The sequence below is a fragment of the Azospirillum sp. HJ39 genome (genome assembly GCF_041507355.1).
GTDB classification, from domain to species: Bacteria; Pseudomonadota; Alphaproteobacteria; order Azospirillales; family Azospirillaceae; genus Azospirillum; species Azospirillum thiophilum.
Map to the genome: position 1 here is coordinate 2016217 of NZ_CP167911.1, position 26005 is coordinate 2042221.

A 26005-nucleotide genomic window follows, 5' to 3' on the forward strand; every position below is an offset into this window, starting at 1 on the left:
TCAATCCTCCGTTATCAGCGCCGCCATCTGGCCCGCCAGATCGGCGCGGTTGTCGTCGTAGGTCTGCAGCACCCGAACATCCCGGTGCCGCGAGAAGCGTTGCACCGCCCGGATGTTGCCGTTGCTGGCGTCCAGCGCCGCGGTGATCGCCGAGTGCCGCAGCCCGTGCGGCCGGGTGGCGAGCCCCACCCCGGCGCCCAGCTCGCGCACGATCCGGTAGACCGCCGCCCCGGTGAGGCGCCCCTCGCCGCGCCCGGCGGCATCGAGGCGATGGAACAGCGGCCCGGGCGCCTTGCCCCGCACCGCGATCCAGCCATCGAGCGCCGCCCGGGTCGCCGCCGGCAGCGTGACCCGCTCGCGCTGGGTCCGCCCCTTGCCCAGCACCGCGACGGTGCCGCGCCGGCTGTCGTAATGGTCGAGGTCGAGCGACACCGCCTCGCCGCGGCGCAGGGCCACGTCATGCAGCAGCCGGACGATGGCGGTGTCGCGCAGCCCCTTGGCGTCGGTCCGCCCCCTGGCCTGCGCCACCATCGCCCGCACGCCGTCCCGCCCCGGCCCCCGGGTGTCGCGGTAGGCGACGGCGTCGACATTCTCGATCTCCAGCCCCCAGGTGACGAGCCCCAGCGTGTTGCCCAGCTTCACCACCGACCGCAGCGCCGCCAGCCGGCGGTTGACGGTCGCCGGCTGAAGCCCCCGCCGCAGCATGTCGGTCCGGTAGCCCAGCGCCAGCGCGTTGGCCTGCCCATGCGCCACCGCCAGCAGCATCCGCACCGCCTGTTCGGCGGTGGCGGCGAAGCGGCCGAGCCCGTCCTGCCGCACCACGAAGGCACGGAAATCCTCATGGTCGCGCCGGTAGGCCCGCACCGTGTTGGCCGAGCGCCCGGCATAGAAGGCGTCCAGCAGATGTTCCTGGATACGGTCCAGCCGCAGCGCCGGAGCATGCCGGGCGTCGCTGACGTCCTGTCCGGCCGCATCGCCCGGCAGGACGGGGAGCGTCATCCGTCCAGCGCGTCGCGCAGCTCGGCGACGGTCAGCTCCTCCGGCAGTTCGCGCAGCGTCGCCGCCACCTGCTGGCGGAAGCACTCGACCGCGCCGTCCGACGGCCACGCCGCCGCCGGCCGGTCGCCATGGGAAAGGCCGGCGCCGGCGGCCAGCGCTTCACGGATCAGCTCGTCCATCCGGATATCCTGTCAGGGCTGCCGCGCGACCGCCCGCGCATCGGCGGTGCGGCCAGCGGCATGGTCGCGCAGCCTGTCGAAGAGGGGCGCGCAATCCTCCACCAGCCCGATCAGCCAGGGCGCCCCGATCCAGCCCTGTTCGGTCCGGATCTCGATCGCCTCGATGTCGGCGCGGAAGGGTCCGGCCCGGTAGAGGATGCGCACGTCGAACCGACGATCCACCGGGCCGAGCCGAAGCCGCAGCACCCCGTCCCATTCGGTCCGCATCGCCGCCCCCGGACAGCAGAAGGCCCGCCGCGGCAACTGCCGGGCGGGCCTTCGATCACACGCAGTTCGTCCCGCTCACCCTGTCAAGGAATTGACCTTCCGTCAAGGACTATATTCCCATGGCGCGGCCAGTGCGGCAAAGCCGGTGAGCACATGATCGCGCAATCCCCGGCCATCGATCCACCCCAGCAGCGCCGCCATGCCGGCATGCCAGCCGGCATAATCGGTGTTGGCCTCGACGATCTCGGCGTCGCTGTGCGCCGGTTCCAGCGGGCACCATTTCACCTGGACCTGCCGGCGCCCGTCGCCGAAGGTCCGGAAATGGAAGCCGCGCTCCTCCTCGACGATCCGCCGTTGCCCGCGGGCGTCGAACAGCGACTGGCCGCCCAGCAGATACCGCTTGGCCAGTTCCGAGCGGGTCGGCACGACCTCCCACCGCTCGGCCAGCACATGCCGGTATCGGCCGCGCGCCTCGCTCGGCCGCTTGACCGCGACCATCGGCGGCACCAGCGGCAGCCAGTCCGGCCGGGTACCGGCGCGTCCATGGAGCTGGACGAGGCGCCGCTGCCAGGGATCCAGCCAGCCCAGCGCGTTGGCGACGGCTTCGGCATCGGGATGGACCTTCACGGCGATGCCGCGCACCGGCCCGCCGCCGTCCACCCGGTCGCCGGTCTCGTTCCGGCGCAGCAGCGCGGCCACGCCGTCGCCGCTCACCCCGCGCGGCTGCCATCCGCGGTCGTTCGCCGCCGCCTCGATGTCGAACAGCCCGGACTGGGCTCGGTCGGCCTGCTGGTCCCGCAGTGCCCAGGTGACGAGGCGTTCCAGGTCGAGCCGCCGGCGGGTGTCGCAGCGGGCGAAGGCGATGGCCATGATCCAGCCCTCACGCCGCCACGGTGAGCGGTGCCGTGCCCGCCTGCGACAGCCCGGGCCCCAGCAGCAGCGCCACCCCGGCCACCAGCGTATCGAGCGCTTCCATCGGGATCAGGCTGGGGTCGATCCGCCCACAATCCTGCAGGTAGCGCGCCTTGGCGAACAGATCGTCGGCCGACACCACCTCGCCGGCCGCCAGCAACTGCTCCAGCCCGCCCCGCAGCCGGTCGGCCGGCTCGCACTCCGCGCAGCCGGCCAACTGTTGGTAGGCGAGGAACAGCGGCATCAGCGACGCGGGTTTGGACATGGGCAACCTCCGGGCAAACCCCTGGCATGGCAGCACCACACCGGAGAGTTAGGATTGTTTGCCCAAAAGGATTACCAATTCCTTGCCGATTGTCACATCGATCAAATTTTGCAGCTGAATTTCACTATACCGCTATCGCAATGAACAAATACTCAACATTAAGTGCGATAATCCTTTATGGAATTTTTATCCAATTCATTTGCTGGAACCAATTTATAATGCCGCTCTTCGACCACCTTCACCTCATCGTCTTGAAGAGTCAATTCAAACAAGGCAACGATACCGTCTTCCATGAACTGCGCAGATATAGCTCTGCATCGCATTCCAGGGAATTTTTGTTCTACGAAACGAACATCCTGCGTTGTTTGTACAACGCCGATTTGGTCGGTCCCGCCTTTCGCCTGGACCGGAATGATATAGTGGCAGCCATGCTTATCGAGTCCGACATACAGCTCGTCGATCTCGATTTGCCCTATTCCTTTGACCGTTGTCCGCAGATGGTTCTGCAGACTGTATGTTGTAAGACCCAGAAAGGTGTCGATCAGTCGATTGTACCGGACGATGGCAAGCAGGGCCTGTTCATCGTCGAGCGCATAGGCCCGGATCAGTTCCGGCGTGGCATCGGGAATGGAAATCCGCGCCAGATCCTGGCGCGGCAAGATACGAGTCTTCTTCACCAACCTGAAACGATAACGCGCACGTCCGGCCCCCTCGATAATCCACTCCAGGCCTTCCGGTTGCGTGCTAAGGATACGATCTGGAAAACCGATCCTGTAGCGGAGGGCATAGGGAACATCGCCCTGATTTTTCGGCAGCTTCACACCAAGCTCTTGCGCAACCGTCTCGATTTCGGTCCGCTCGAACTCGAACTGCGCCTCCCCCTTCTTCCAATGCTTGAAGAAAATCGACTCTATAATTAATTGATACGTATTAGGACGCTCGACTTTATTAGCCATTTGCAATCTTTATCCTTTTATATTCCGCTTCAATTTCTTCTTGCTTGCGCTTCTTAGCGCCGCTTTTCCGGTCCCGTTTGCTGCTAGGCCGCGCAACGGAGAAATGTTCCGAGGCCTCCGACAGATCCATATAGAGAAGGCCGACATCGCCCAACCGGATCGCCTTCTCCGGCCGGACCGGCTCGACACCCAAAGCCTCGATCGCGCATTCCCCGATCGCCCGCGCCAGCGGCGCCGGAACCGCGTTCCCAACTTGCCGGGCACCGTGCCATTTCGTGGCGTGAAGCCTGAACCAGTCGGGAAAGCCATGCAGACGCGCCATCTCGCGGACGGTGATGCAGCGATCGAGCTTGTAATGGATGGGCCGGGGACTGGTGAACGCGCCGCGCGCTCCGTCGGTGCCGGCGCGCAGGGTATTGCAAAGCCCTTGCGGCGCCAGCTTGAAAAAGCGGCTGATCGGCTCGACGGAACCGGGTTCGGTCGCCCCGAAGCGGCGGCGCGATATGGCGGTATGGTCGGTCCGGGCGCTGGACGTCAGAAGCCCCGGATCCCACTCCCTGGTGTAACCGTAATGCCAGGCCCCATTGCTCAGGCACCGCATCTCGGAGGCATAGGCCGACGGCTTCCCGAAGCCGGTCGTGCGCACGCTGTCGCTATCGACCAAGCCGAAGAACCCATCCGCATCGGGAAGATCGCCGATCGCATCCGCGCAGGTCGGCCCCGTCGACAATCCCTTCACCGGCTTGCGCGCATCGGCGGCGTTCACGCTCGGCGTTGGATAGTCCGGGAGCGCCAACCCCTTCTTCGCCCCTAGAAGAATCAGGCGCTGCCGATGCTGCGGCGTTCCGTAATCGGCCGCGTCGAGCACCTTCCACGGCAACCGAACCGCATAGCCTGCGCGGTCGAACGCCTCCACCAGTTCCTGAAGAAACGCCTTGTGCTTACCGACGGTCAGACCCTTGACGTTCTCGAACACGAACGTCTTGGCATCCAATTCGGCGACGATCCGCACGAACTCCAGCACCAGGCCGTTTCGCGGATCCTCCAGCGCCCGTTGCCCGATGAGCGAAAATCCCTGACAGGGCGGACCGCCGAACACACAATCGACCGGCCGGCTGCCGATACCGGCGGCGACTCGGATTTCGGCAGCCGTCAAACCGACGACCGACCGCGGAATCACTGCGGTCTCGGGGAAATTGAACTTGTGGACAGCGCAGTGGATCGGATCGATCTCGACCGCCGCCACGACATCGAAACCTGCCTGCTCGAACCCGAGCGACAATCCGCCGGCCCCTGCGAACAAGTCGATAGCGATGGGTCTCACGCGTGAAGCTTTCTGAACCGGTTAAGCGTCCAGCACGTTAGCCGGTTTCGGAAGCGCTGTGGACCGGGATTTTGCCGCTCTCCAGAACGGGTAGCAGGACTGCCGAGAGGGTCGCCTCGTCCGCGATCTCGCACTGCCAGAGCGTCAGAACCCGCCAGCCCAACGCCTCCAGTTCGGCCGCCTTCACGGCGTCCCGCCGGCGATTGGCTTCGAGCTTCGGCCCCCAATACTCCAACCGAGACTTCGGCGCGCGGCCCTTCTCGCAACCGTGATTGTGCCAGAAACACCCGTGAACGAAGATGGCAAGGCGGCGCCCTGGAAGCACGATGTCCGGCCGCCCCGGCAAATCCTTGCGATGCAGGCGGTACCGGTATCCGCGCGCATGCAACCACCGCCGAACCGCCCATTCGGGTCCGGTGTCCTTGGTCTTCACCGCCTGCATGATGCGTCGGCGCTGTTCGGGCGTGCGGGTGTCCGTCATCCGCAACGATATAGGGCGATCGGATCGGCAATGCTTGGAGGCGACCGAATTTGCAGCTCCCACCCAATCCCGAACAGCAAGGCGCGGGGTTCTTCGTCGGCCCGAAGCCTATCCCGGCGGAATGGCGGACGGCCCTACGGACCGCCGGCCATTCCTTTGGATCGCCACGAGATCGCTTTTGCCCGCCGCCCCTACCCCACCCGGCCCGCTTGGGCGGCGATGGTCTGACGGATGAGGGTCGCCTCGCGTTCCAGGATTTCGGCGACGGTGTCGAGCGGAGAGTTGATCGCCTCGGTCGCGGTCTTCAGTTCCTTCAGGGCGTCGCTGTGGGCCTTGATGGCGTGCATCAGGCGGAAGCCCTCCTGCCGCAGCTCGGGCGGCAGGGCGCGCAGATGGGCAAGGGCGAGGTCCATGCTCTCCTCGCGCGTCCGGGCGGGCGGCGGGGGCAGAGCGGCGGGCTCCTCCGGCCGGGCGGCGGACAGCGAGGCGATGTCGATCCGCTCACCCCGGCGCAGACGGTCGAGCGCCCGGTCGGTCAGGGCGGAGCGCGCCCGTTGCTCCTCCTCCTGCCCGATCCGGCGGGCGCGGCGGTCGATGGCGTCGATGTCGGCGCGGGTGAGGGCCGGCGCCGGGGCGGGATGCGCGGTCCCGCCGGTCACGGCGTCGAACAGCTCGACCATCTGGATCGTCACCAGCGCGGCGCGCTCGGTGTCCGACTTCGCCGTGATGTAGAGCGCTTGCCGTTTGGTGAGATAGAAGCTCTTGGACGGACGACCGCCACGCCGGCTGGGTTTCTCGGCTTGCCGAGAAACCTCCCCGAAGGTCGTGAGCGCGTCCATGTGCCGCTCGATCAATTCCCGGATCGAATGCAAATTTTTCATCCCCAGAGCTTCGGCAAGCCGAAGGTCACGGATACGCGGCTCATGATTGATCGTGATGTCGATGTCGATAGGTGATAACGCGGGCAAGACTTGCCCGTCGTCGCCCATGCTGTCCATGGCGATAGCCTCCTAGTCGGCGTTGCCGACGGAGGGCCGCTTGTCACGACGACCCTGGCGCCGGGGGCTGACAACCTGACTAGGACAGGCCGGACTATTTCCCTTGCGGGTGTTGTATTCATCCGTCCCCCGGCATAGGGGCATGCACCGGACAGACTCCGGGCATGAAAATAGCCGCATCGCGAAAAACGCGCGGGCGGCTTGCCGCCTAGTCATGGAGTTGTCAGGCTCCAGGCCGAAAGATCGCTCCACCGAGGCGGAGCGTCAAGGGTGACGATACCGCAATCCTTAGCTGATGCTGTTATGGTTCCCAATCCCATGGGACTGAATTAGCTTGATATTGTTGCCAATCGCGTTCTGAACCAGCGACTGCCCTTCCGGCATCTTTTCCGTCAACAGCGCCCGCAACTCGTCCAACAGAGCGGGGTTGTCGGTCAGCAGCTTGGTCAGCTGTTTGCGCACGTCACCCTGGTTGTCGGCATCGGCAGGCGCCTGTTCCAGTTCCGCCAACGCCTCCGCGCCCCGTCCGGTCAGCTTGTCGCGCATCCACCCCAGCAGCTTGAACCCCTGCCCCGCGACCTCTTTCCCCACAGCCTTCGCCGCCTCCTTCCCCGCCTCCGTCAAATACGGCGATAGAGCGTCTACCGCAGCCTTAGAAACGTCCATTGCGGTGATCAATGTGTCACTCATGCCTCTGGCTCCTCGGATTTGTTTTGAAGACGCTGGAAAACTTCCGCGATCGGCATGAGCAGCCTTTCATCAGGCTCCTGTTCCAGGCGCCCGCACCGTTCGATGTACCGCCGGGCAATTCCTCCCATCAAACCGGCAAAAGCTTGCGGAAGCTGAAGAAATAGAGATGAAAGCGTCGCAATCGCCTCCCGATCCAACTCAAGGGCGGCGGCCCCATCCCCCAAGCCATCCTGGCAATTTGCCAACACTGCCAAGGACCGGGCGAGATCGGGGGTGAAGGCGTCGGGACGCTGTTTGGCCAGCTGGCGGTATAGGTCGGCTGCCTCGGTCGCAGCGGCCAGCGCGTTCTCTCGACGGCCCAAATTGCTCAAGCTGATCGCCAGATTGTTCAGGCTGGTTGCGAGATCGGGGGTGAAGGCGTCGGGACGCTGTTTGGCCAGCTGGCGGCGCAAGGTGACGGCCTCGGTCGCAGCGGCCAGCGCGTCCTCTCGACGGCCCAAGTCGCTCAGGAAACTCGCCAGATTGTTCAGGCTCATGGCGAGATTTGGGGTGAAGGCGTCGGGACGCTGTTTGGCCAGCTGGCGGTATAGGTCGGCTGCCTCGGTCGCAGCGGCCAGCGCGTCCTCTCGACGGCCCAATGCCATCAAGAGGTTCGCCAGAGTGTTCAGGCTGCCCGCGAGATCGGGGGTGAAGGCGTCGGGACGCTGTTTGGCCAGCTGGCGGTATAGGTCGGCTGCCTCGGTCGCAGCGGCCAGCGCGTTCTCTCGACGGCCCAAATTGCTCAAGCAGATCGCCAGATTGTTCAGGCTGGTTGCCAGATTTGGCGTAAAGGCGTCGGGACGCTGTTTGGCCAGCTGGCGGTATAGGTCGGCTGCCTCGGTCGCAGCGGCCAGCGCGTCCTCTCGACGGCCCAATGCCATCAAGAGGTTCGCCAGAGTGTTCAGGCTGCCCGCGAGATCGGGGGTGAAGGCGTCGGGACGCTGTTTGGCCAGCTGGCGGCGCAAGGTGACGGCCTCGGTCGCAGCGGCCAGCGCGTCCTCTCGACGGCCCAAGTCGCTCAGGAAATTCGCCAGATTGTTCAGGCTGGTTGCGAGATCGGGGGTGAAGGCGTCGGGACGCTGTTTGGCCAGCTGGCGGCGCAAGGTGACGGCCTCGGTCGCAGCGGCCAGCGCGTCCTCTCGACGGCCCAAATTGCTCAAGCGGATCGCCAGATTGTTCAGGCTGCCCGCGAGATCGGGGGTGAAGGCGTCGGGACGCTGTTTGGCCAGCTGGCGGTATAGGTCGGCTGCCTCGGTCGCAGCGGCCAGCGAGTCCTCTCGACGGCCCAATTCGCTCAGGAAACTCGCCAGATTGTTCAGGCTGGTTGCGAGATCGGGGGTGAAGGCGTCGGGATGCTGTTTGGCCAGCTGGCGGCGCAAGGTGACGGCCTCGGTCGCAGCGGCCAGCGCGTCCTCTCGACGGCCCAAGTCGCTCAAGCGGATCGCCAGATTGTTCAGGCTGCCCGCGAGATCGGGGGTGAAGGCGTCGGGACGCTGTTTGGCCAGCTGGCGGCGCAAGGTGACGGCCTCGGTCGCAGCGGCCAGCGCTTCCTCTCGACGGCCCAATTTGCTCAGGCAAGCCGCCAGATTGTTCAGGCTCATGGCTATATCGGGGGTGAAGGCGTCGGGACGCTGTTTGGCCAGCTGGCGGCGCAAGGTGACGGCCTCGGTCGCAGCGGCCAGCGCGTCCTCTCGACGGCCCAAGTCGCTCAGGAAATTCGCCAGATTGTTCAGGCTGGTTGCCAGATTGGGGGTGAAGGCGTCGGGACGCTGTTTGGCCAGCTGGCGGCGCAAGGTGACGGCCTCGGTCGCAGCGGCCAGCGCGTCCTCTCGACGGCCCAAAGCGCTCAGGCAAGCCGCCAGATTGTTCAGGCTCATGGCTATATCGGGGGTGAAGGCGTCGGGACGCTGTTTGGCCAGCTGGCGGCGCAAGGTGACGGCCTCGGTCGCAGCGGCCAGCGCGTCCTCTCGACGGCCCAATTTGCTCAGGAAACTCGCCAGATTGTTCAGGCTGGTTGCCAGATCGGGGGTGAAGGCGTCGGGACGCTGTTTGGCCAGCCGGCGGCGCAAGGTGACAGCCTCGGTCGCAGCGGCCAGCGCGTCCTCTCGACGGCCCAAAGCGCTCAAGTTGTTCGCCAGATTGTTCAGGCTGGCAGCCAGAATTACGGCCTTATCAGGATTATCATCGATGCCCTGTCGCCGAAGAGTGACCAGCCGTTCGTTGGCAGCGCACGCACATTCCCGCAGTGCCACGGTCTGTTCCGGGATCGCGTCCGCTATGGCGGCAAGCACATCGTCCGACTCGGCCCGTCCGATCAGATGATCCAGCCATTGCAGGCTGTCATGCTTCGGATCATGACCGGCATGGTCAACGGCGGTGCGGATGATGGTCTGGGCGACTGCGACGCCGGCCCGGTCCCATGCCCGGCCAACAATCACAATCTGCTTGGTTAAAGACCGTCCTTTGCAGCGTAAGACCTGTAGAAGGAAAGCGCCGCCGATCAGATCGGGGCGGACCGCATCGACTCCCCAGTTAGGTCCAGGCAATCCGTCGGCCAGCCATTCGGCGATGCTCTCGGGGGAAACGTTGGTCCATGACGGGTTGGTGGTTCGCTCTTGATCGACCAGCTGTTCCGCTTCGTCCCGGTCGCATCCACCTTGAAGGGTGACGCAGGCCGCCAGATGGCTGAAGAACGACTCGGCGACACCATGCGCCTTCGCGATCCGCCCCAACCGCGCCTCCTCCTTCGCGGCGATGTTTCCGGCCAGTTCCGTCCGCGACCGCGATAGGGCGGCGCGCGCGCCCACATCCAGCGCCACGATGGCCGCCATCATGAGATACAGCGGCTCGTTGTCGAGGCTGTCCGCTGCCAGGTCGCGGTCGAACACCGGGTCGGCCCCCGGCGCCGGCGGGCGTGGCGCCGGCGAAACCGACTCCAGGCGCGCCGCCTGCTCCATGATCTCGGCCATCAAGCTGCGGCGGTCTTCCACATTCGCCAGGGTCGGCAGGGCGAACGGCTCCACCCCTTCCAGGAAATAGTCGCCACCACGGCGGGACAATCCCTTTTGCCGGCCCAGATCGGCCCACCAACCGAGGTCGCGGTCGGCATGACGTTCCAGCAGCAGGATGCGCAGCGGATGCTTCTCCGCGTCGGGGTCCGGGCGGAGGGCCAGTTCGTCCAACCATTGCCGCAGGATGGCCGTATTTTCGGCGGCGTAGTCGATGACCAGCAGGGTCGGACCTTTCCACAGCCAGGTGGACAGGTTCTGATCGTTATAGAAGGTGACCAGTCTGTCAGAGTTGACGAAGCCGGCGGTCCAGCCAGCGGTTGCGGCCCGTTCGCACAGTTCGATGCCGAACCGCGTCTTGCCCGCCCCGCCCCGCCCGATCACGCAATCCACCGCGATCGGCGCGGGAGAGGTCAGCCACCGACCGAACCGTTCCAGGGCATCACCCCTCCCGACCAGCGTGGTGGTCCGGAAATCGGCAAACAGCAGTTCGCGGTTCGACCTGGGCACGGTCCCTTTCCGCTTGTGCGCTTGGTAAAGGGTAAGGGACGCGCGGCCCAGCGTGATCGTTACGGTGTTGTTGTTCCCATCCACGGAAACGAGAACGTTGTTATGACCGTTCGCTGTCTGCTCTGGCACGGGCGACATCTCCTGGTTTTCTCAATCTTATGGAGAGAATCGGAGATCGTCACGCACTGAACGAACGACAGACGGCGACAAAAACACGCGAGCGGACTTGCCTCGGCGGAAGGGTGGCCGCTACCCCCGCAGCCCCGCGTTGTGCAACTCCACCACATGCCGGACCACATCCGCCGCAGCCGGATCGGGGGCCACCATCACCAGCAGGTAGCGGCGCACGCCGTCCAGCTCGACGGTGATGGCGCCTGGATCGTCCGGGTCCGTGCTCCACGGCAGCGACAGCGCCGCGGCGAAGCGCGACTCGCGGGGCGGCCGGGCCGGCGCCGGCGTCACCGCCGGCACCTTCAGCGCCTCCACCTCCGCCCTTGTCACCGCCGGGTGGATCGTGCCGGCGTCCAGGGCCTGCTGGCGGGTGTCGTCCGGCAGGGTGGCGATGGCGTAAAGCGTGCTCATCGCTTCCGGCAGACGGTCCAGAGGCACCTGCCCCTCGTCCACGAAGGCGGCGATCTCGCGCAGCTTGCGGGCGGTCGAGGTGCTGAACGGAAGGTCGGTCGCCACCATCGCCTCGTACTCGCCATGGGGCAGAGCCGCCTTGGCCTCGTTCAGGCGGCGGCCGACGGCGATGGTCGCCTCCAGAGCGTTCGACCATTCGCGGCGGATGTCGGCGGCGAACTCGGCCCGCGTGGTCAGCGGGCGCGGGGTGGCCAGCATCGACAGGCGGGCGTCGCCCAGGCTGCGGCGGGCGGGCGGCCTGGGATTGTGCTTGGGCCCTGAGTCGGATCGGGACATGGGGTCAGCCCTCCATCGCGGCGGACAGGTGGAGCCAGAGGTCGCGGAACAGCGGGCCGGTGCGGGTGCCGGGGATCTCCGCCGTGCCCAGCCCGGCGATGAAGCTGCGCGGCACCTCCTGAAGCTGCGGGATCTCCACCGGCGCCACCGCTCCCATGGCGGAGACGATGGCGCGGGTGTCGGCGGTCTCGCGCAGGCGCGGGACGACCTGGCTCAGCAGCAGACGCATCGGCCGGCGCCGGGCGCGCAGGTAGGGCAGCATGGCCTGCATGCTGACCAGATCCTCCGGGCCGGGGCGGACGGGCACCAGCACCAGATCGGCGCAGTCGAACAGCAGGGCGGTCGCCTGGGGGAAGTTCTCCACCGCGGTCGGGGTGTCGATCACCAGCAGGTCGAGGCCGGGCGGAGTCGGCCGCTCCGTCACCGCGCCCAGCGGGCGCTGTTCGTGGAGGATCGGGGCGGCGTCGGCCGGGCGCAGGCCGTGCCAGTGGGTCAGCGAGCCTTGCGGGTCGGTGTCGAGCGTGCCCACCCGCCGGCCGGCGACGGTGGCCGCGACGGCCAGATTGCGGACGGTGGCGGTCTTCGGACCGCCGCCCTTCCCCTGGACCACCAGGATCGTCCTCATGCCCGGTCCCCCTGCCCGGCCCGGCCCGCCTGGGCGGCGATGGTCTGGCGGATGAGGGTCGCCTCGCGTTCCAGGATTTCGGCGATGGTGTCGAGCGGGGAGTTGATCGCCTCGGTCGCGGCCTTCAGCTCCGCCAGGGCGTCGCTGTGGGCCTTGATGGCGTGCATCAGGCGGAAGCCCTCCTGCCGCAGCTCGGGCGGCAGGGCGCGCAGATGGGCAAGCGCGAGGTCCATGCTCTCCTCGCGCGTCCGGGCGGGCGGCGGGGGCAGAGCGGCGGGCTCATCCGGCCGGGCGGCGGACAGCGAGGCGATGTCGATCCGCTCGCCCCGGCGCAGGCGGTCGAGCGCCCGGTCGGTCAGGGCGGAGCGCGCCCGTTGCTCCTCCTCCTGCCCGATCCGGCGGGCGCGGCGGTCGATGGCGTCGAGATCGGCGCGGGTGAGGACCGGCGCCAGGGCGGGATGCGCGGCCCCGCCGGTCACGGCGTCGAACAGCTCGACGATCTGGATGGTGACGGTGATGGCGCGTTCGGTCTCGGCCTTGGTGCAGAGATAGACGGCCTGCTTCTTCGTCAGCCAGAACTCGGTGGCGGGGCGTCCTCCCTTCCGGGAGGTTTGCGCCACCGTGGCGCAAACCTCTCCAAGCCGTTCCAGAACCCCCCGGTGGCGCTCGATGAGCTTCCGAATGTCGCGGACTTGGGAGAAGCCCAGAACCTCCGCAAGGCGGAGGTCGAGGACGCGCGGCTCACCGCTGATGGTGGTGTCGATGTCAGACAGAGATAACGCGGGCGTGACTTGCCCGTTATCGCCCATGGTGATCATGGCGAAGCCCTCTTGTGCGGCATTGCCGGCAACAGGAAGGCTTCTGAAGACCGCCCTGGTGCCGGGGGCTCAGAACCTGCACAAGCCAGGCCGGACTATTCCCCTTGCGGGTATTGTATTATCCGACCCCCGGCGAAGGGGCATGCTACGGACGGAATCCGGGCATGAAAAGAGCCGCGTTGCGAAAATCGCACGGGCGGCTGACCGCTTGTGGGGAGGTTCTGAGGCTCCGGTGGGAAGGGTCGCTCCGTTGGGTGTGGGGCGTCAAGAGCAGAGACACCCCCACACAGTCAAACAGCGAAACTAAGCTGCCTCGAAGACGAGCTAGATTCCCGGCTCCATATCCATGCATCAAAGTCGCGGCGAGACAGTTCCAGAAGATCGGCCGCGAAACAGAAAACCTTTCTCAAAAAGAGGTAGTCATCATTGCTCACGCCAACTCGTTTCGCAAAATTACGCACATGCCTATCCACTGCAATGGAGTCGACTCCAACTAAACATGCCATATAATCCACAGTTTTCGGCCCGACCCCATTTACGCCCTGAATTTCTTCGCAGAATTCTGCATCCTGAAGATGATTTTTCAAGTCTCTCGCAAGCTCGATATTTCTATCTTGCAAGAAGCAGACAAGTCGCTCGAAACGTGCGATCTTCTGTGGATGGTTCCAATTCAGGAAAGAAGACGTCATCCCTTCTTCGACCACTTCCATCAAAGACGATGTCGTATCCTTCTCAGGGTACAAACGCAAGATTGCCACCACTCGGGGGCGAACGACTGATTTATAATTTAGGCCTGACTGAAGCACGGCATCTGCAAGTATACCGCCCATATGCTGACAACTGGCTCGGGCGCCCACCTGCCTATAGAGCACGCCCTCGTCCTTCGCGTGATCCGCAATGCGGCGTGCTGCAAGCAGCATTTCCATGGTCGAAGTGCACATTAGAATACCTCGATCTCCATGAGCCCAGCTGTCTTCAGGTCTATACGAGCTTGGCCTCCACGAGCGCCTTCAGCCGTTCTACGCAGTTCGGACACGCTCCGCAAGGGAAGTTACTAGCAGCTTGACAGGAATAGGTTCTGCCAATTGGGACACCAAGCTCAACAGCCCTGCGTGCAACCTCCGCTTTTGAAGAATAGCGAAAGGGAGAGAAAAAACGAACAGGCCCAATACTCTCAGATAATTGCTCCATTTTATTCATAAATTCCGCAGTGCAATCAATTTCCTTAGCATGATTGCTATTTATGAAACCTGTATAGACTTCTGTTAAGCCAACCGTCTGCGCACGTGCAGCTGCTGCCGCGTAAAATAATGTGGTGCGGTAAGGAACATACAGATCGTCGTCCTTGACATCATCCGCCCAAAGGTCAGCTTCTTTTATAAGTCGAGATGACGACCCCCTAAACAAATCTGAGATATTAACCCTTTCCGGCTTTTGCATCGAAGGGGGTAACACCTCATTAACTTTTTCCCATTCTGTCTCGACGCAATGTTGTCCATAATCGAAGAACAAAGGGTAGACAGAAACACCTTCAGAAATCAGTTGGTATGCAACGGTTGTTGAGTCTAGGCCACCAGATGCCATTAACATTACTTTATTCATTTCCCGACCCTTATCTTTGACAATTCCTCAAACAACCCGTTGAGACATCTGTCCAAATCAGACGAATATACATCACTACCCGAGATAACCATCGTATTGTTGTTTTCCACTCTCGGATCAAATGTTATTACAGGCTTCCCCATAGAAATAGCCATACCGATCTCGACCAGCGTGCCAGGATCTCGGCCTAACGGAACAGCGAATACAGCCTTACAATCATTAAGAAGAGAGCAGTCTTTTTGATATGTGGCCTGAAGCACATCAGGGGTTGAGTCCACCTTCATTTCGCCATTTTCTAGAACCGGGCGTCGCAGGCGGAAATTATGATAATTTAATGATGCAATAGCTTTGTCTAGTTCTGGTTTTTGAATATATGAGAAATCTGGTGCCGCTAGATACACCTGAATGTCTTGACGCTCATGCCAAGGAAGAACCGTTCCTCCCAATGACTTTAAGTCATCAAGGCTAAGGCACAAATCCCTTTGAAAATCCCGTTTCAGGTCGTCGGGAAAGGTTGTTTGAGAATAATACATGGCCGCGCGTGAACCTCTCCACGCAGCTTCAACCCATCCTCGTTCCGAATATCCGACCATAACAGCCGAGTAAACATCTCCAACACCAACTGAATTTACCGTTGACCCAAGAACAGCGGGTATCATCTCCGCCCGCCCGACTCCTATTTCAAATAATCTGCTTCCTCCCCTGTTTTCTTTCAGAAGAAATACTTCAGGTCTAACTGCGTTTACATGTGATATAATGTTGTCAACGCAATCCTTCCCATATTTTAAGAACATATCAGAAGAAGTTGATATTATTATGGATTTTACTTTTCCGTCATAAGAGGAAAGCGAATGAATGTCAGGAACATTGTAAGCAATATCGAAACTGAATTTAACATCATCTTGAAATTGCTTTCTCAAGTCTCCTAAATTGTAACTTCCTGGAAATATTAGCACCTCTTTATATGGAGCGAGCTGACCGCTCACATCGAAAACATTGACTGTCTTTTCGTCTCTTAAGATGTCTTCATATCCTTGATCAGCGACTTCCGTCACATCGCCAATCACCATTACATTTGGAGAACCGTCAACCTCTCCAAGAAATATGAATTCTGAACATCCATGATGATGAAGAAAATTCCTGGCATTACCGACCAGATATTTTGGGCATATAGCAGCTACGGCATAATCTATACCAGCTGCCCACAGCCCTCTAGCCGCATGTACTACTCCTCCCAATCGAAGTTTGCACTCAACTCCCGGCCGAGCGAGCGTAAAATCAACAATAATCTCACCAACAATCAGTAATTTCCCGGCCATCACATTATTACCTTGGCACAAAATCAGCAGTAACAGATGGAACAGGAGAGTTCGTAGAGGCAGTAACGATGCCGTCGTAAACAACTCCACTCTTTACGCACGCTGCATAACGATTAAGTGACGTAGGAAGCGCTCCAACTCTGAGCCCCGCACTGTCAACAGCATAAAGCCGGACGTTGAAAATGACCCTAAGGGGGGTGCCTACCCCCGGCACAGTACCATGCGTGGTATAGTAATTGCAGAGAGCAACCTCTTCAAGAGTGCATTGGAATGCTTGTCTGCAGGGGTCGTTACCACTCGATCCGCCGGAACTGCCACCACCGGTCTTTGAAGAGGTCGAGCCAGAATAATCCGTGAAGCTACCGCCACCTGAACTGCCCATTTTCCCACCTTGAATGCTTTGTTTACGACCTATGATTCATAGCGGGCAGAATTTTACCTCTTTAGAGATGCTCTTCAAGCATTTTTGCAACGCACCTCACGTCCGATAGACAGCCGGATCAGGTCCGCCGTGGTCAACAGACGCTCGTTCACCCGGTGTAGCGCGCCGCACCGATAGACCCTATGGCCGGCGGCGCGCAGGGCCTGGACGGCGCGATAGAGGGCATCGGCCTCGCGCTGGGGCTGCACCGGCTGGTGGCGCGCGGTGCGGGGCGGATCGCCCAGATCCAGGCGGAACTGCCGGTCGGGCCGGCGGCGGGACAGGGTGCCGGGCTGGACGGGCATGGCTCAGGCCCTCCCCTCGATGCCGGCGGCGAGATGGGCGCGGACGGCGGCGATGGCCGTGACCGGGATCTCACACTCCGGGCTGTCGGGCGGATCGCCCCAGAAGCTGTTCCAGCCCGGCCGGCCGCAGTTGAACCAGCGGTCGAGCTGCTGGGCGAAGTCCCGGACGCGCATCGGGTGCAGCTGGGGGCATCGCTCGGCCAGGATGGCCTCGATGGTCGTCCGCGACGGACGGTGCGTGTCCAGCGGCTCCGGCGCCGGCGACCGTCCGCAGGCCTTGATCCGCGACTCGGGGGCCGGCGGCATCGGATCGTCGGTCCAGCGCTCTTGGACCAGCCATGTGGCCGGATTGCAGGGCCGGGGCGCGTCGGGTTGCGCCAGCCGCTCGCGGTAGCGATCCACACCGGATAGCAAATCCTCCCGCGCCGCTCCCCGTTTCCGGGCGGCGAGGTAGGCGCGTTCGGCAGCGGCCCGGCCGACCCGGTGCGGATAGCGCCCGTACCAGTCGGCGAAGTCCGCCGCCAGCGAGGACCGGGCGGGCGGCGGATGCGCCAGCGGTTCGGCTGGTGGATCGGCCGGGGGATCGGCTGTCGGCGGGGGGCTTTGGGGGGTGTTTTTTCTTTCTGTAATCTGGACTCTGGAATCTGCCGCGCGCAGAGGCGGTGACGTCACAGCCGCCGATTCGCCGGCCGGTTCCTCGACGGCGGTTCGGCGGGCCCGGTGATCGCGCATCCGCTCCGCGCCGTTGTGGTCGCTCTTGAACTGGCGCTTGTCCCAGGCGCTGAGACGGTCGCCGTCCAGCGTCACACCCTGCATGGCGGCGCGAATCGAGGCGACGGCGGCGGCGGACAGGTCCAGCGCCGCGCCGATCAGGCGGTCGCTCCAGCCGGCCAGCGTGCCGCGCGGCACGATTCCGGAGGCGTGGCACAGCATGGCCGCCCACACCGCCAGCACGGCATGCACCGGCTGGCCGCTGTCGGCCGCGACCAGCCGCCATTTCGGATCCATGGCGGTCTCGTTGTACAGGCGAACCCATTTCATGACGAATCCTCCCCCGGCGGCGCGGTGGCCGGCCGGTGGCAATGCGGCTCCCTGCGGGCGCACGGGTTCGTGGCTGCAAGGAACAGCGGATTTTAATCCTGATTTCTGTTAGCCTCTGGACGCAGATCGCCGCGTTCCCGCCGTGGGCACGGCAGGGGCATCGGGCATTGGCGATGATTGCGGTCCTAGCGGGGCGGCCCCGGCGGGGCCGTCCCGTCTCAGGGCGGGGCGCGCGGATACAAGGCGAGGCTCCAGCGTTCACCGCCGCGCGGGCGCGCAACGGTGGGGACAAGACGGGTGCGGCGCGGCCACCGGCAAGGGCGGACGCTGGGCACCGGATGACGGGGGCTTACGGGGAGAAGCCGGCGCCGGTCAGGGCGGCGCGCGTGGCGATGCCATCGGGCAAAGCTCCAGGGTTCACCGGCGCGGGGGCGCGCGGCGTTGGGGTGCAGACGCGCATCGCTTCCGGCCGTCTGGCGGCCGAAAGCGGCGCGGTCTTCAAAGTCGATGGGGGCGGCAGACTGGCGACCGTGGAGCGGTCGCACGGCGGGCCGCGCGCCATGGCGCAGCCGGCGCGATGGCGGACCGGTCGGCGGAAGCGACTGATTTTCAGGATAGATCTGGGATCCGAAGGTGAGCTGGCAGTCGGGCGACGCCCGATCATGCGGATCCCCGATGCGGAGATGCCGGCCGCAAGGCATGCAGGCGGTTGGTGGCGCGCTGCATCAGCGCCAGCAGCTCGGCCGCGTCGTCGTCCGGCAGATCGGCCAGAGTGTCGACATGGTGGAGCGCCCGCACCAGGCGGTCGACGCTGCCCCAGGTCACCGCGGCAGCGGACTGGAACGCCGGCCACGCGGCCAGAACGGCGCGCTGCGCGTCGGTGAGGGCCGGGTCAGCGGGCGGCATGGCCGGCCCCAGGCAGGGAAAGCGGCCGGAGTCGGATGGCGACTCCGGCCGCAGCCGCTCCGCCGGTACGGACAAGGGACTCGGCGGAACGGTGACGGTGGCGCCGGGCGAATCGGCCGGCCGGACTCGGGGCGCTCCCGATTGACCGGGCCGGGCGGGCGGCGCCTGATTCGGCGACGGGAAAGCGTTGCGCCCGAGCCGGAGCTTGGGGGTTGCGCAGTCGCCCACTGCGAGCGATGCTTCCCACCGAAACAACCAAGGGTGTGGCGCCTTGCCGAGTCTCCCTGTTCATGTCCGTCGCCTCTTCCCACGCGGCTTTCCCAGGATCGGCGCGCTGAGGTCGCTGGCGGCCAGCGCGATGGGATCGGTCATGAAGTCGGCGGGAATCACCGCCTCCATGGCCCGCAGGGTCGTGGCGGTGGGGTTGCCTTCCTGGCGGAGCACGTCACGCACGGTGCTGGGCGGCACGGCTGCGGCTCGGCCGAATGACTGCGCGGTCCACCCCTGATGCCGGGCGAAGGCGCATATCCGATGAATCGAGGCATCGATGTGCATGACGTGTTTCATGCCCATCAAAATCAATCGCTATACCGAGACTGTCAAGAGGATGCTTCGGTGCTGCACGAGATGAATTCATCGGTACGGCGTTCTCGCGCTTTTGCACGGGGTCCGCATAATGCCGGCATGGATACGCCGCCCAAGACCGACATCGCCGCAGCACTCAATCGTGTTCTGCAAACGCACAAAGAGCGTCTGCGGTCCAAGAACCATTGGGCTGGATTGTCGAAGCTGCCAGCCACAACGGTCCTGGACGCATTCAATGGCGCGAACAGCACCATCGACACCTTAAACAAACTTGCGGACGGCGCCGGCATGTCGCTGGCCGAGCTGCTGGCCTACGGCGACCCCGATTGGGAAATGCAGGTGAAGACCCGCCGGACCTTCCGCTGCTGGTCTACCGAGGACTTTGACGCCCTGATTCGGGTTCTTGAGCGGCGAATCGAGCCGCGCGACTGCGACGCATCCTGATCCACCGCTCGATCAGCGGCAGGACCTTGTCCGCGCCTTCGCGCCGGCACAGCTGCGTGACCAGTTCGGTTGCGCGGTCCTCGCGCGCCTTGCGATGCGATAAGTCTTCGGTCTGTACGTTCTTCGGTGTGTTTGGCACCGCCAACCCCCCATAAATCAACACTCCACCGGGGCCGGCCCCGGTAGGCGGACAGGTGTGCGGCTGGGCACGGGTGCGCGCCCCAGCTCAGCACGGCTCATCGATGCGGTTGGCAGCCGCGTGGGTGGGGAGATGGGGTCTCCCTGCCTCCGCCTCCCCAGGCGGGGAGGCAACAGGCCACGGCATCCTATGGCAGAGCCCCAGCTGCGTTAAAGGAAAAGTTGCGTCGTTCCACATCCGAACTCCGGAGGTTGCGCGACAGGCGCGCGTGACGGCGGCAGGCCTTGCGCGAAACGCGCGCGGACAGGGCCGAAGAGTTGGTCGCTTTACCGTGTTTTTTGGGATTGACTCGATAACGGTATACCGCCCATCCTAATACAGGGTATGGCGTGGATGCCAGACCCGTTGAGAGGATGCTTTCGGGGAGTCAGCCGATGAAGGTGGCGATCAAGGTTCCGTTACAACGGCGGGACGGGCCGCAGAATGTGCCGATGGACCGGTCCTTCGGCCGGCTGTCGTGCCGGATGGAGCGCACGCTGCGCCACATGGTGCCGGCGCTGCCGAAGGGCGGCTCGACGCCGCTGGTCGCCTACAACGTGGTGGTCGACAACCGTTGGACCTCGCACCGGACTTCGATGCGGCTGGACGTGACGTCGTGGCTGCTGCTCGACCACATCGCCGAGACGGAGGGTTATGCGAACCGCGACGTGCTGATCAGCGCGGTGCATGAGCGGTTGCACACCGCGGACCTGCCGCTGACGGCGATGGTGCGGCTGTTCCTGCAAACCTACACGGCGCCCGAAGCGGTGCTGGAGTTCCTTGGCCAGTCGCCTCGGGCCCATGGCCGGGGCTTCGTCACCAATCCGCTGACGAACTGACATGGCGTGCGCAGGGCAAAGCACGGCCAGCCTGATCCGGTGGCATCTGGAAGAAGCCGGACGGGCCGAGCTGGAGGCAGGGAACACCAACCTCCCCCACCGCCGGATGCGCCTGCTGTCCGCTGCCCGCTTTCACCGCGATTGCGCAGACTTGGCACGGGAGGAACTGCCGTGATGTCCACCCTTGAGGCGACCGATTGGCGGGTGTGCCACGCCGCGCGCTTCGACAGCCCGGGCGAGGTCCGCCGGATCCAGTTCCGGCTGGGCGAGCGACTGGTTATCCTCGCCGTGGGCGAGGTGCCGGTGGTGTGCGACATCCTCGCCCCCGGCGTCTACACCGTCGACATCCCGGCCCACTACCCGCGCGCCAGCTTCCCGGTGCTGGTGGTCGCGGTGCCGTCGATCGTCGCCTATCTGCTGGCCCATGGCGGCCCGACGAAGGCACTGCCGGCCGTCCCGCTGGCCGATCCCCACACGGGAGGTGCGAGAAGGTGAGCACGCTCCGCATCGCGGCCGATCCGGCGGCCCTGGAAAGCCTCTATGGGCTGGACCGCTCGGTTCGCGTGGCGACCGCCGCCACGCTTCTGGATGCCGACGAAAGCCATATCCGGCAGTTGCTTCGGGAAGGGGAGTTGGAGGGCCATCGCCTCGGCAAACGCGGCGTGCGCATCTCCGTTGCCTCGATCGAAGCATACCGGCAACGCGGCGCCATCCGGCCGGCGAAGCGGTCGGCGCAGAAGCCTCCCAAGCCGGCGCCGGCGACCGCTGCCCACCGTGAAGCCCTCGCCGCCTTGCGGGACATGGGAGTCCTGGCGCAGCCTGCGTTGACCAAACCCACAACGCGGCGACGGGGATGACTGTTTACCTAAACAAGGCGCGCGGCCGCTGGATGTATAATTTCGTCCGGAATGGCCAGCGGCATGCCGGCTATTGCGTCGATCCGGCGTCGGGCGAACCGGCGAAGACCAAGACGGACGCCAAGCGCATCGAGGAGGTGCTGAAGGTCGAGGCGGCCAAGGAACAGCCAAGGGCGGTTCCGGCCGGCGCCTTCACGCTCGCGCAGACCTTCGCCGCGCTTGCGACGCGCAAGCGTGGCGGAAAGAACTGGCCCAACGAGACCGTCTATATCCGCGAGATGCTGGTCTGGTTCGGTGCCGACGTGCCGGCATCGGAGATCACCGAACAGCGGATATGGGAGTATGTCGCCTGGTCGCGCGAACAGCCGGTCATGATCTATGTCGGCGGATCGAAGAAGCGGGATCCCGAGTCGGATCCGGCGAAGCTCTACCGGCCATCCGACCGCAAGCGCGCCGACTCGACCATCAACCGCTATCTGATCTGTCTTGGCGAGGCCCTGCGGCTGGTCCATGGGCTGAAGGACACCGGCGGACGCCCGCTCCTTGCCGAGCTGCCCAAGGTGCCCCGGCTGGCGGAACCGGAGCACCTGCCCCGCCCGGTGTCCGACGATGACCTGCAGGCGATCATGCAGAGGGTGCCCCAGCATCTCGCCGACGGCATCCTGCTGGCCCGCCTCATGGGCTTCCGGAAGGGGGAGGTCTTCGCCCTTACGGTCGATCAGGTCGATTTCCAGAACCGCGGGGTGTGGCTGGAGGCCAGCTCGACGAAGGCGAACCGGGCCGAGTTCATCGCCGCCGGAACGGAGGCCATGGAGGTGCTGACCCGGCTGGTCGCCCAGGCGCGCGGTTGGAAGCAGCTGCACCTGCTGACCTACCAGCGCGGCGAGAAGGGCAAGCGCCTGCCGGTGAAGAACCCGAAGCGGGCCTGGCAGACGGCCATGAAGGCGCTGGGGCTGCAATACCGCTTCCATGACACGAAGGCGAGCTATGTGACCGCCGTGGCCCATGTGGCGACCGCCGCCGTCACCCAGCAGCTGGCCCGGCACCGGAGCTATGAGACGACGAAACGGTATCTCCGGGTGGCCGACCAAGCGGCGCGCAACGCGGTGGAGGCGATCCCGATGAAGGCCTTCGCCAATGCGATGGCGTCGCCAAGTCGCAAACAAGAGTCGCAAACGGATGGAATGGCGGCGACGAAGGCACCGCAGGAACCGGGCAAAGAAAAAGCCTTGGAACCGTTAGGTTCCAAGGCTTTTCCGCTCCCTTCGGAGATGGTCGGAGCGACAGGATTCGAACCTGCGACCCTCAGACCCCCAGTCTGATGCGCTACCAGGCTGCGCTACGCTCCGTCATTTTCACCGCAGTTGCTTGCGGCTTGGTTCCTGAAGGGAACGGGACTATAGCGAGACGCTTTCGCGGGCGCAACCATTCCCGTAAGGTTTTTTATGTCTTTTTATCACTCCTTTCAGACAGACGTGACAAGACGGAACGCAACGATCTGAGCTCGTCCACCACCAGCATGATTTCCTGGCGCAGGCTGTCGGACAGCACCGACATGTCATCACCGTCGAGCGGATCGCCTAAAGCCATCTCCTCGCCGTCTTCGGATTCCGGCTCGTCGACATCCTCGGGCGACGGCGGCGGCGGATCCGATATGCGCCCTTCCTTCAGAAGGCGTTGGACGCCCTTGATCGTATAGCGGTCTTCATACAGCAGCACCTGGATGCGCCGCAGCAACTCCACATCCTCCGGCCGATAATAGCGCCGGCCTCCGCCACGCTTCAGTGGACGGATCTGGGGGAACTTCGTCTCCCAGAAACGCAGGACATGCTGAGGCACATTCAGGTCGGTCGACACCTCGCTGATCGTGCGATAGGCCGTGGCGGATTTCATGGCACGATCAGGCCGCCATCCGGCAGCGGGCAAGCCAAACCACGATCGGAGCGGCGATTCGGCACGGCAACGGGCGAGGACGTCGTGTCATCGGGCACGACCGTTCTCAGGACAGCGCCCGTGCAGGCGTCGGCGCCCCCCCCTCCTGCACCTCGTTGATGCGGTTCTTCAGCACATGGCTGGCGCGGAAGACCAGGACCCGGCGCGGCAGGATCGGCACCTCTTCACCGGTCTTGGGGTTGCGGCCGACCCGCTCCCCCTTCTGGCGGACCTGGAAACTGCCGAAGGACGAGATCTTCACCATCTCCCCCCGTGACAGCGCGTCGGAAATCTCATCCAGGACGGTTTCGACCAGATCGGCCGATTCGTTGCGTGAAAGACCGACTTCCTGATAGACGGCCTCGCTCAATTGGGCGCGCGTGACGGTGTTCTGGGACATGGCTCGACCTCCCCCGCAACCATTGCGAAGACGGTAATCCGGGGGAAGAAGGTCCGTCAATTCAAAAGCTTGGCAGCAGCAAACCGCCCGGGCGACGCCAGGGCGGCAGTGCAGTGCAGCAGAACGCCAAGCCGGTACCTGGAAATGGGTCCTACCAGCGGATCAGCGCCGAACCCCAGGTCAGGCCGCCGCCGATGGCCTCCATCAGGATCAGATCGCCGCGCTTGACCCGGCCGTCCGCCACCGCCTCGCCCAGGGCCAGCGGAATCGAGGCCGCCGAGGTGTTGCCATGGCGGTCGACCGTCAGCACCACCTTCTCCGGCGGCAGCTTCATCTTGCGGGCCAGCCCGTCGATGATCCGCCGATTGGCCTGGTGCGGCACCATCCAATCGATGTCGGAGGCCTCCAGGCCGTTGGCGGCCAACGCCTCCTCCACCACCGCCGACAGCTTGGACACGGCGTGACGGAAGATCTCCTGTCCGTGCATGCGGACATGGCCGATGGTTCCGGTCGACGACGCCCCGCCGTCGACATAGAGCAGGTCGTACTGGCTGCCGTCGGAATGCAGATGAGTGGACAGCACGCCGCGGTCGCTCGAGTCGCCCTTGCCTTCATAGGCGTCCAGCACGATGGCACCGGCACCGTCGCCGAAAAGCACGCAGGTGGTACGGTCGTTCCAGTCGAGCAGCCGGGAGAAGGTCTCCGCCCCGATCACCAGGGCGCGGCGGGCCTGGCGATTGCGCAGGAAATTGTCGGCGACCGAAAGCGCATAGACGAAACCGGCGCAGACCGCCTGGATGTCCATCGCGAATCCGGTCGTGCCCAGGGCAGCCTGGACCTTGGTCGCGGTGGCCGGAAAGGTGTTGTCGGGGGTCGTCGTGGCCAGGATGATGCAGTCGATGCTGGCTGCAGGCACCCCGGCATGTTCCAGCGCACGCATCGCCGCCGCAATCGCGAGGTCGGAGGTCTTCTCCCCCTCCGCCGCGATATGGCGGGACTTGATGCCGGTGCGCTGGACGATCCACTCGTCTGTCGTGTCGACCCGCTGTTCCAGATCGCGATTGGTGACGACGTTGCCCGGCAGGAAGATGCCGCAACCCAGGACTCGGGAACGCATGACCATGTTCAGCCCGCCGCCGCCTTCGTGTCGGGAAGAGAGGCCGCGTCGGCTATGCGTCCCATCTCTTCCTTGATGCGTTCGTTGAATCCGTGGGTCGCCAGATTGATGGCGACGGCAACCGCGTTGGCGAAGCCGACCGCGTCGGTGCCGCCATGGCTCTTCACGCAGACGCCGCGCAGCCCCAGGAACATCGCGCCGTTGTAACGCCGCGGATCGATCCGTTCACGGAAGCGCTTGAAGGCGCCGCGTGCCAGCAGATAGCCAATCCGCGCCAGGAACGACGTCGCGAAGGTCCGGCGCAGGAATTCGGAGAACAGCTTGGCCGTCCCCTCCGCCGTCTTCAGCGCCACGTTGCCGGTGAAGCCGTCGGTGACGATGACATCCACTGTGCCGAGCCCGATGTCCGTACCCTCGACGAAGCCATGGAAACGGCCGGGCAGCGGCATGTCGCGCAGGCTGGCCGCCGCGGCACGCACCACCTCGTTGCCCTTCATGTCCTCCGACCCGATGTTCAGCACACCGATCGACGGCTCCGGCAGGCCCAGGATGGCACGCGCGAAGACGGCCCCCATCACGGCGAACTGGACGAGATTCTCGGGCTGGCATTCGGCGTTGGCGCCGAGATCCAGCATCACGCTCTCGCCCCGTTGCGTCGGGAAGAAGGATGCCATCGCCGGCCGGTCGATTCCCGGCAGCGTCTTCAGCACGAATTTCGCCATCGCCATCAGGGCGCCGGTGTTGCCCGCCGACACCACGCACGCAGCCTCGCCCGCCGCAACGGCGTCGATGGCGAGGCGCATGCTGGACTGGCGGCCGGCACGCAGCGCAACCGCCGGCTTGGCGTCACCGGCCACGAAGTCGGCGGTATGGCGGATTTCCGCCACCGCCTTCAACGCAGGCCGCTGGTTCAGCAGCGGTTCGACCCGCTGCCGGTCGCCATACAGCAGAAAACGCACGTCGGGATGGCGCTCCCGCGCGATGTCCGCCCCGGCCACGACCATGTCGGGGCCGAGATCGCCACCCATGGCATCCAGGGCGATGGTCAGGCGCTGGCTCACCGCGAACAG

Annotated in this window: 30 protein-coding genes and 1 tRNA gene; 5 read left to right on the plus strand and 26 right to left on the minus strand. The window is 64.5% G+C overall.

Going from position 1 to position 26005, the window contains the following annotated elements; genetic code table 11:
* The 21 genes from ABMY26_RS22810 to ABMY26_RS22910 form a co-directional block, all read right to left on the minus strand.
* Nucleotides 1–999 carry a tyrosine-type recombinase/integrase gene (locus tag ABMY26_RS22810; protein WP_372396921.1) on the minus strand — a complete coding sequence of 333 codons (999 nt, stop codon included), beginning with the start codon at nucleotides 997–999 and terminating at the stop codon, nucleotides 1–3.
* A complete protein-coding gene (locus ABMY26_RS22815; protein ID WP_045580528.1) occupies nucleotides 996–1178 on the minus strand; it encodes a hypothetical protein in 183 nt (60 codons plus the stop codon). Before ABMY26_RS22815 ends, ABMY26_RS22810 begins: the two co-directional genes overlap by 4 nt.
* A 12-nt stretch (nucleotides 1179–1190) precedes the next feature.
* Nucleotides 1191–1445: a hypothetical protein gene (locus ABMY26_RS22820; protein WP_372396922.1), complete on the minus strand. Its 255-nt coding sequence runs from the start codon at nucleotides 1443–1445 to the stop codon at nucleotides 1191–1193.
* 102 nt (nucleotides 1446–1547) lie between these two features.
* On the minus strand, nucleotides 1548–2315 hold the full coding sequence (locus ABMY26_RS22825; protein WP_372396923.1) for a hypothetical protein: 768 nt from the start codon (nucleotides 2313–2315) through the stop codon (nucleotides 1548–1550).
* Nucleotides 2316–2325: 10 nt separating this feature from the next.
* A complete protein-coding gene (locus tag ABMY26_RS22830; protein WP_372396924.1) occupies nucleotides 2326–2622 on the minus strand; it encodes a hypothetical protein in 297 nt (98 codons plus the stop codon).
* 158 nt (nucleotides 2623–2780) lie between these two features.
* Complete coding sequence (locus tag ABMY26_RS22835; RefSeq protein WP_372396925.1) at nucleotides 2781–3578, minus strand: hypothetical protein; 798 nt, start codon at nucleotides 3576–3578, stop codon at nucleotides 2781–2783.
* Nucleotides 3571–4902: a DNA cytosine methyltransferase gene (locus ABMY26_RS22840; protein WP_372396926.1), complete on the minus strand. Its 1332-nt coding sequence runs from the start codon at nucleotides 4900–4902 to the stop codon at nucleotides 3571–3573. Before ABMY26_RS22840 ends, ABMY26_RS22835 begins: the two co-directional genes overlap by 8 nt.
* A 37-nt stretch (nucleotides 4903–4939) precedes the next feature.
* The gene (locus ABMY26_RS22845) at nucleotides 4940–5383 is read right to left on the minus strand and encodes a very short patch repair endonuclease (protein WP_372396927.1); all 444 of its coding nucleotides are present in this window, start codon (nucleotides 5381–5383) and stop codon (nucleotides 4940–4942) included.
* A gap of 191 nt (nucleotides 5384–5574) precedes the next feature.
* Nucleotides 5575–6381, minus strand: coding sequence for a Rha family transcriptional regulator (locus ABMY26_RS22850; protein WP_372396928.1), 807 nt, complete (start codon nucleotides 6379–6381; stop codon nucleotides 5575–5577).
* Between the two features lie 288 nt (nucleotides 6382–6669).
* Nucleotides 6670–7071: a hypothetical protein gene (locus ABMY26_RS22855; protein ID WP_372396929.1), complete on the minus strand. Its 402-nt coding sequence runs from the start codon at nucleotides 7069–7071 to the stop codon at nucleotides 6670–6672.
* Nucleotides 7068–10757, minus strand: a complete 3690-nt coding sequence (locus ABMY26_RS22860; protein WP_372396930.1) for a tetratricopeptide repeat protein — start codon at nucleotides 10755–10757, stop codon at nucleotides 7068–7070. The genes ABMY26_RS22855 and ABMY26_RS22860 overlap by 4 nt, the downstream gene beginning before the upstream one ends.
* 120 nt (nucleotides 10758–10877) lie before the next feature.
* Entirely contained in the window at nucleotides 10878–11546 is a 669-nt protein-coding gene (locus ABMY26_RS22865) for a DUF3102 domain-containing protein (protein WP_372396931.1), read from the minus strand.
* 4 nt (nucleotides 11547–11550) lie between these two features.
* On the minus strand, nucleotides 11551–12171 hold the full coding sequence (locus tag ABMY26_RS22870) for an AAA family ATPase (RefSeq protein ID WP_372396932.1): 621 nt from the start codon (nucleotides 12169–12171) through the stop codon (nucleotides 11551–11553).
* Complete coding sequence (locus ABMY26_RS22875; RefSeq protein ID WP_372396933.1) at nucleotides 12168–12989, minus strand: hypothetical protein; 822 nt, start codon at nucleotides 12987–12989, stop codon at nucleotides 12168–12170. Before ABMY26_RS22875 ends, ABMY26_RS22870 begins: the two co-directional genes overlap by 4 nt.
* Nucleotides 12990–13279: 290 nt before the next feature.
* Nucleotides 13280–13915 (minus strand): hypothetical protein, encoded by a 636-nt coding sequence (locus ABMY26_RS22880; protein WP_372396934.1) that lies wholly within the window; start codon nucleotides 13913–13915, stop codon nucleotides 13280–13282.
* A 55-nt stretch (nucleotides 13916–13970) separates the two neighbouring features.
* A complete protein-coding gene (locus ABMY26_RS22885) occupies nucleotides 13971–14591 on the minus strand; it encodes a 7-cyano-7-deazaguanine synthase (RefSeq protein ID WP_372396935.1) in 621 nt (206 codons plus the stop codon).
* Nucleotides 14588–15910: a nucleoside 2-deoxyribosyltransferase gene (locus ABMY26_RS22890; RefSeq protein ID WP_372396936.1), complete on the minus strand. Its 1323-nt coding sequence runs from the start codon at nucleotides 15908–15910 to the stop codon at nucleotides 14588–14590. The genes ABMY26_RS22885 and ABMY26_RS22890 overlap by 4 nt, the downstream gene beginning before the upstream one ends.
* Nucleotides 15911–16366: 456 nt before the next feature.
* Nucleotides 16367–16636: a hypothetical protein gene (locus ABMY26_RS22895; RefSeq protein ID WP_372396937.1), complete on the minus strand. Its 270-nt coding sequence runs from the start codon at nucleotides 16634–16636 to the stop codon at nucleotides 16367–16369.
* Nucleotides 16637–16639: 3 nt separating this feature from the next.
* On the minus strand, nucleotides 16640–17677 hold the full coding sequence (locus ABMY26_RS22900; protein ID WP_372396938.1) for a hypothetical protein: 1038 nt from the start codon (nucleotides 17675–17677) through the stop codon (nucleotides 16640–16642).
* Nucleotides 17678–18337: 660 nt separating this feature from the next.
* On the minus strand, nucleotides 18338–18583 hold the full coding sequence (locus ABMY26_RS22905; protein WP_372396939.1) for a hypothetical protein: 246 nt from the start codon (nucleotides 18581–18583) through the stop codon (nucleotides 18338–18340).
* A 288-nt stretch (nucleotides 18584–18871) separates the two neighbouring features.
* A complete protein-coding gene (locus tag ABMY26_RS22910) occupies nucleotides 18872–19051 on the minus strand; it encodes a hypothetical protein (protein ID WP_372396940.1) in 180 nt (59 codons plus the stop codon).
* Nucleotides 19052–19114: 63 nt separating this feature from the next.
* On the opposite strand from ABMY26_RS22910, the gene ABMY26_RS22915 reads away from it, so the two are divergent.
* From ABMY26_RS22915 to ABMY26_RS22935, 5 genes are all read left to right on the plus strand, one after another.
* Nucleotides 19115–19612 (plus strand): hypothetical protein, encoded by a 498-nt coding sequence (locus tag ABMY26_RS22915; RefSeq protein WP_372396941.1) that lies wholly within the window; start codon nucleotides 19115–19117, stop codon nucleotides 19610–19612.
* Between the two features lie 573 nt (nucleotides 19613–20185).
* Entirely contained in the window at nucleotides 20186–20629 is a 444-nt protein-coding gene (locus ABMY26_RS22920) for a ribbon-helix-helix domain-containing protein (protein ID WP_372396942.1), read from the plus strand.
* A gap of 171 nt (nucleotides 20630–20800) precedes the next feature.
* Entirely contained in the window at nucleotides 20801–21124 is a 324-nt protein-coding gene (locus ABMY26_RS22925; protein WP_372396943.1) for a hypothetical protein, read from the plus strand.
* Nucleotides 21121–21486 carry an excisionase family DNA-binding protein gene (locus ABMY26_RS22930; protein WP_372396944.1) on the plus strand — a complete coding sequence of 122 codons (366 nt, stop codon included), beginning with the start codon at nucleotides 21121–21123 and terminating at the stop codon, nucleotides 21484–21486. Before ABMY26_RS22925 ends, ABMY26_RS22930 begins: the two co-directional genes overlap by 4 nt.
* Nucleotides 21487–22112: 626 nt before the next feature.
* Nucleotides 22113–22808: a tyrosine-type recombinase/integrase gene (locus ABMY26_RS22935; protein WP_372399053.1), complete on the plus strand. Its 696-nt coding sequence runs from the start codon at nucleotides 22113–22115 to the stop codon at nucleotides 22806–22808.
* Here ABMY26_RS22935 and ABMY26_RS22940 read toward each other — a convergent pair.
* The 5 genes from ABMY26_RS22940 to plsX all read right to left on the minus strand — a co-directional run bounded on the left by ABMY26_RS22940 (nucleotide 22759) and on the right by plsX (nucleotide 25996).
* Nucleotides 22759–22835: transfer RNA gene (locus ABMY26_RS22940), tRNA-Pro, on the minus strand. The two genes, ABMY26_RS22935 and ABMY26_RS22940, sit on opposite strands and share 50 nt — an antisense overlap.
* Nucleotides 22836–22929: 94 nt before the next feature.
* A complete protein-coding gene (locus ABMY26_RS22945) occupies nucleotides 22930–23379 on the minus strand; it encodes a MerR family transcriptional regulator (protein WP_372396945.1) in 450 nt (149 codons plus the stop codon).
* A 106-nt stretch (nucleotides 23380–23485) separates the two neighbouring features.
* On the minus strand, nucleotides 23486–23818 hold the full coding sequence (locus tag ABMY26_RS22950) for an integration host factor subunit alpha (protein ID WP_045580549.1): 333 nt from the start codon (nucleotides 23816–23818) through the stop codon (nucleotides 23486–23488).
* A 151-nt stretch (nucleotides 23819–23969) separates the two neighbouring features.
* Nucleotides 23970–24941 (minus strand): beta-ketoacyl-ACP synthase III, encoded by a 972-nt coding sequence (locus ABMY26_RS22955; protein WP_372396946.1) that lies wholly within the window; start codon nucleotides 24939–24941, stop codon nucleotides 23970–23972.
* A gap of 2 nt (nucleotides 24942–24943) precedes the next feature.
* The gene (gene plsX / locus ABMY26_RS22960) at nucleotides 24944–25996 is read right to left on the minus strand and encodes a phosphate acyltransferase PlsX (protein WP_045580551.1); all 1053 of its coding nucleotides are present in this window, start codon (nucleotides 25994–25996) and stop codon (nucleotides 24944–24946) included.
* Nucleotides 25997–26005 lie beyond the last annotated feature (9 nt).

What these genes read in the sequence shown, in the direction of transcription:
- ABMY26_RS22830 (WP_372396924.1), bottom strand. Translation starts at nt 2,622, where the DNA reads ATGTCCAAACCCGCGTCGCTGATGCCGCTGTTCCTCGCCTACCAACAG.
- ABMY26_RS22835 (WP_372396925.1), bottom strand. Translation starts at nt 3,578, where the DNA reads ATGGCTAATAAAGTCGAGCGTCCTAATACGTATCAATTAATTATAGAG.
- ABMY26_RS22915 (WP_372396941.1), top strand. Translation starts at nt 19,115, where the DNA reads ATGAATCGAGGCATCGATGTGCATGACGTGTTTCATGCCCATCAAAAT.
- ABMY26_RS22820 (WP_372396922.1), bottom strand. Translation starts at nt 1,445, where the DNA reads ATGCGGACCGAATGGGACGGGGTGCTGCGGCTTCGGCTCGGCCCGGTG.
- ABMY26_RS22900 (WP_372396938.1), bottom strand. Translation starts at nt 17,677, where the DNA reads ATGAAATGGGTTCGCCTGTACAACGAGACCGCCATGGATCCGAAATGG.
- ABMY26_RS22815 (WP_045580528.1), bottom strand. Translation starts at nt 1,178, where the DNA reads ATGGACGAGCTGATCCGTGAAGCGCTGGCCGCCGGCGCCGGCCTTTCC.
- ABMY26_RS22890 (WP_372396936.1), bottom strand. Translation starts at nt 15,910, where the DNA reads ATGGCCGGGAAATTACTGATTGTTGGTGAGATTATTGTTGATTTTACG.
- ABMY26_RS22825 (WP_372396923.1), bottom strand. Translation starts at nt 2,315, where the DNA reads ATGGCCATCGCCTTCGCCCGCTGCGACACCCGCCGGCGGCTCGACCTG.
- ABMY26_RS22845 (WP_372396927.1), bottom strand. Translation starts at nt 5,383, where the DNA reads ATGACGGACACCCGCACGCCCGAACAGCGCCGACGCATCATGCAGGCG.
- ABMY26_RS22855 (WP_372396929.1), bottom strand. Translation starts at nt 7,071, where the DNA reads ATGAGTGACACATTGATCACCGCAATGGACGTTTCTAAGGCTGCGGTA.
- ABMY26_RS22950 (WP_045580549.1), bottom strand. Translation starts at nt 23,818, where the DNA reads ATGTCCCAGAACACCGTCACGCGCGCCCAATTGAGCGAGGCCGTCTAT.
- ABMY26_RS22810 (WP_372396921.1), bottom strand. Translation starts at nt 999, where the DNA reads ATGACGCTCCCCGTCCTGCCGGGCGATGCGGCCGGACAGGACGTCAGC.
- ABMY26_RS22885 (WP_372396935.1), bottom strand. Translation starts at nt 14,591, where the DNA reads ATGAATAAAGTAATGTTAATGGCATCTGGTGGCCTAGACTCAACAACC.
- ABMY26_RS22955 (WP_372396946.1), bottom strand. Translation starts at nt 24,941, where the DNA reads ATGGTCATGCGTTCCCGAGTCCTGGGTTGCGGCATCTTCCTGCCGGGC.
- ABMY26_RS22875 (WP_372396933.1), bottom strand. Translation starts at nt 12,989, where the DNA reads ATGATCACCATGGGCGATAACGGGCAAGTCACGCCCGCGTTATCTCTG.
- ABMY26_RS22935 (WP_372399053.1), top strand. Translation starts at nt 22,113, where the DNA reads ATGCAGAGGGTGCCCCAGCATCTCGCCGACGGCATCCTGCTGGCCCGC.
- ABMY26_RS22905 (WP_372396939.1), bottom strand. Translation starts at nt 18,583, where the DNA reads ATGCCGCCCGCTGACCCGGCCCTCACCGACGCGCAGCGCGCCGTTCTG.
- ABMY26_RS22895 (WP_372396937.1), bottom strand. Translation starts at nt 16,636, where the DNA reads ATGCCCGTCCAGCCCGGCACCCTGTCCCGCCGCCGGCCCGACCGGCAG.
- ABMY26_RS22880 (WP_372396934.1), bottom strand. Translation starts at nt 13,915, where the DNA reads ATGGAAATGCTGCTTGCAGCACGCCGCATTGCGGATCACGCGAAGGAC.
- ABMY26_RS22850 (WP_372396928.1), bottom strand. Translation starts at nt 6,381, where the DNA reads ATGGACAGCATGGGCGACGACGGGCAAGTCTTGCCCGCGTTATCACCT.
- ABMY26_RS22870 (WP_372396932.1), bottom strand. Translation starts at nt 12,171, where the DNA reads ATGAGGACGATCCTGGTGGTCCAGGGGAAGGGCGGCGGTCCGAAGACC.
- ABMY26_RS22865 (WP_372396931.1), bottom strand. Translation starts at nt 11,546, where the DNA reads ATGTCCCGATCCGACTCAGGGCCCAAGCACAATCCCAGGCCGCCCGCC.
- ABMY26_RS22945 (WP_372396945.1), bottom strand. Translation starts at nt 23,379, where the DNA reads ATGAAATCCGCCACGGCCTATCGCACGATCAGCGAGGTGTCGACCGAC.
- ABMY26_RS22920 (WP_372396942.1), top strand. Translation starts at nt 20,186, where the DNA reads ATGAAGGTGGCGATCAAGGTTCCGTTACAACGGCGGGACGGGCCGCAG.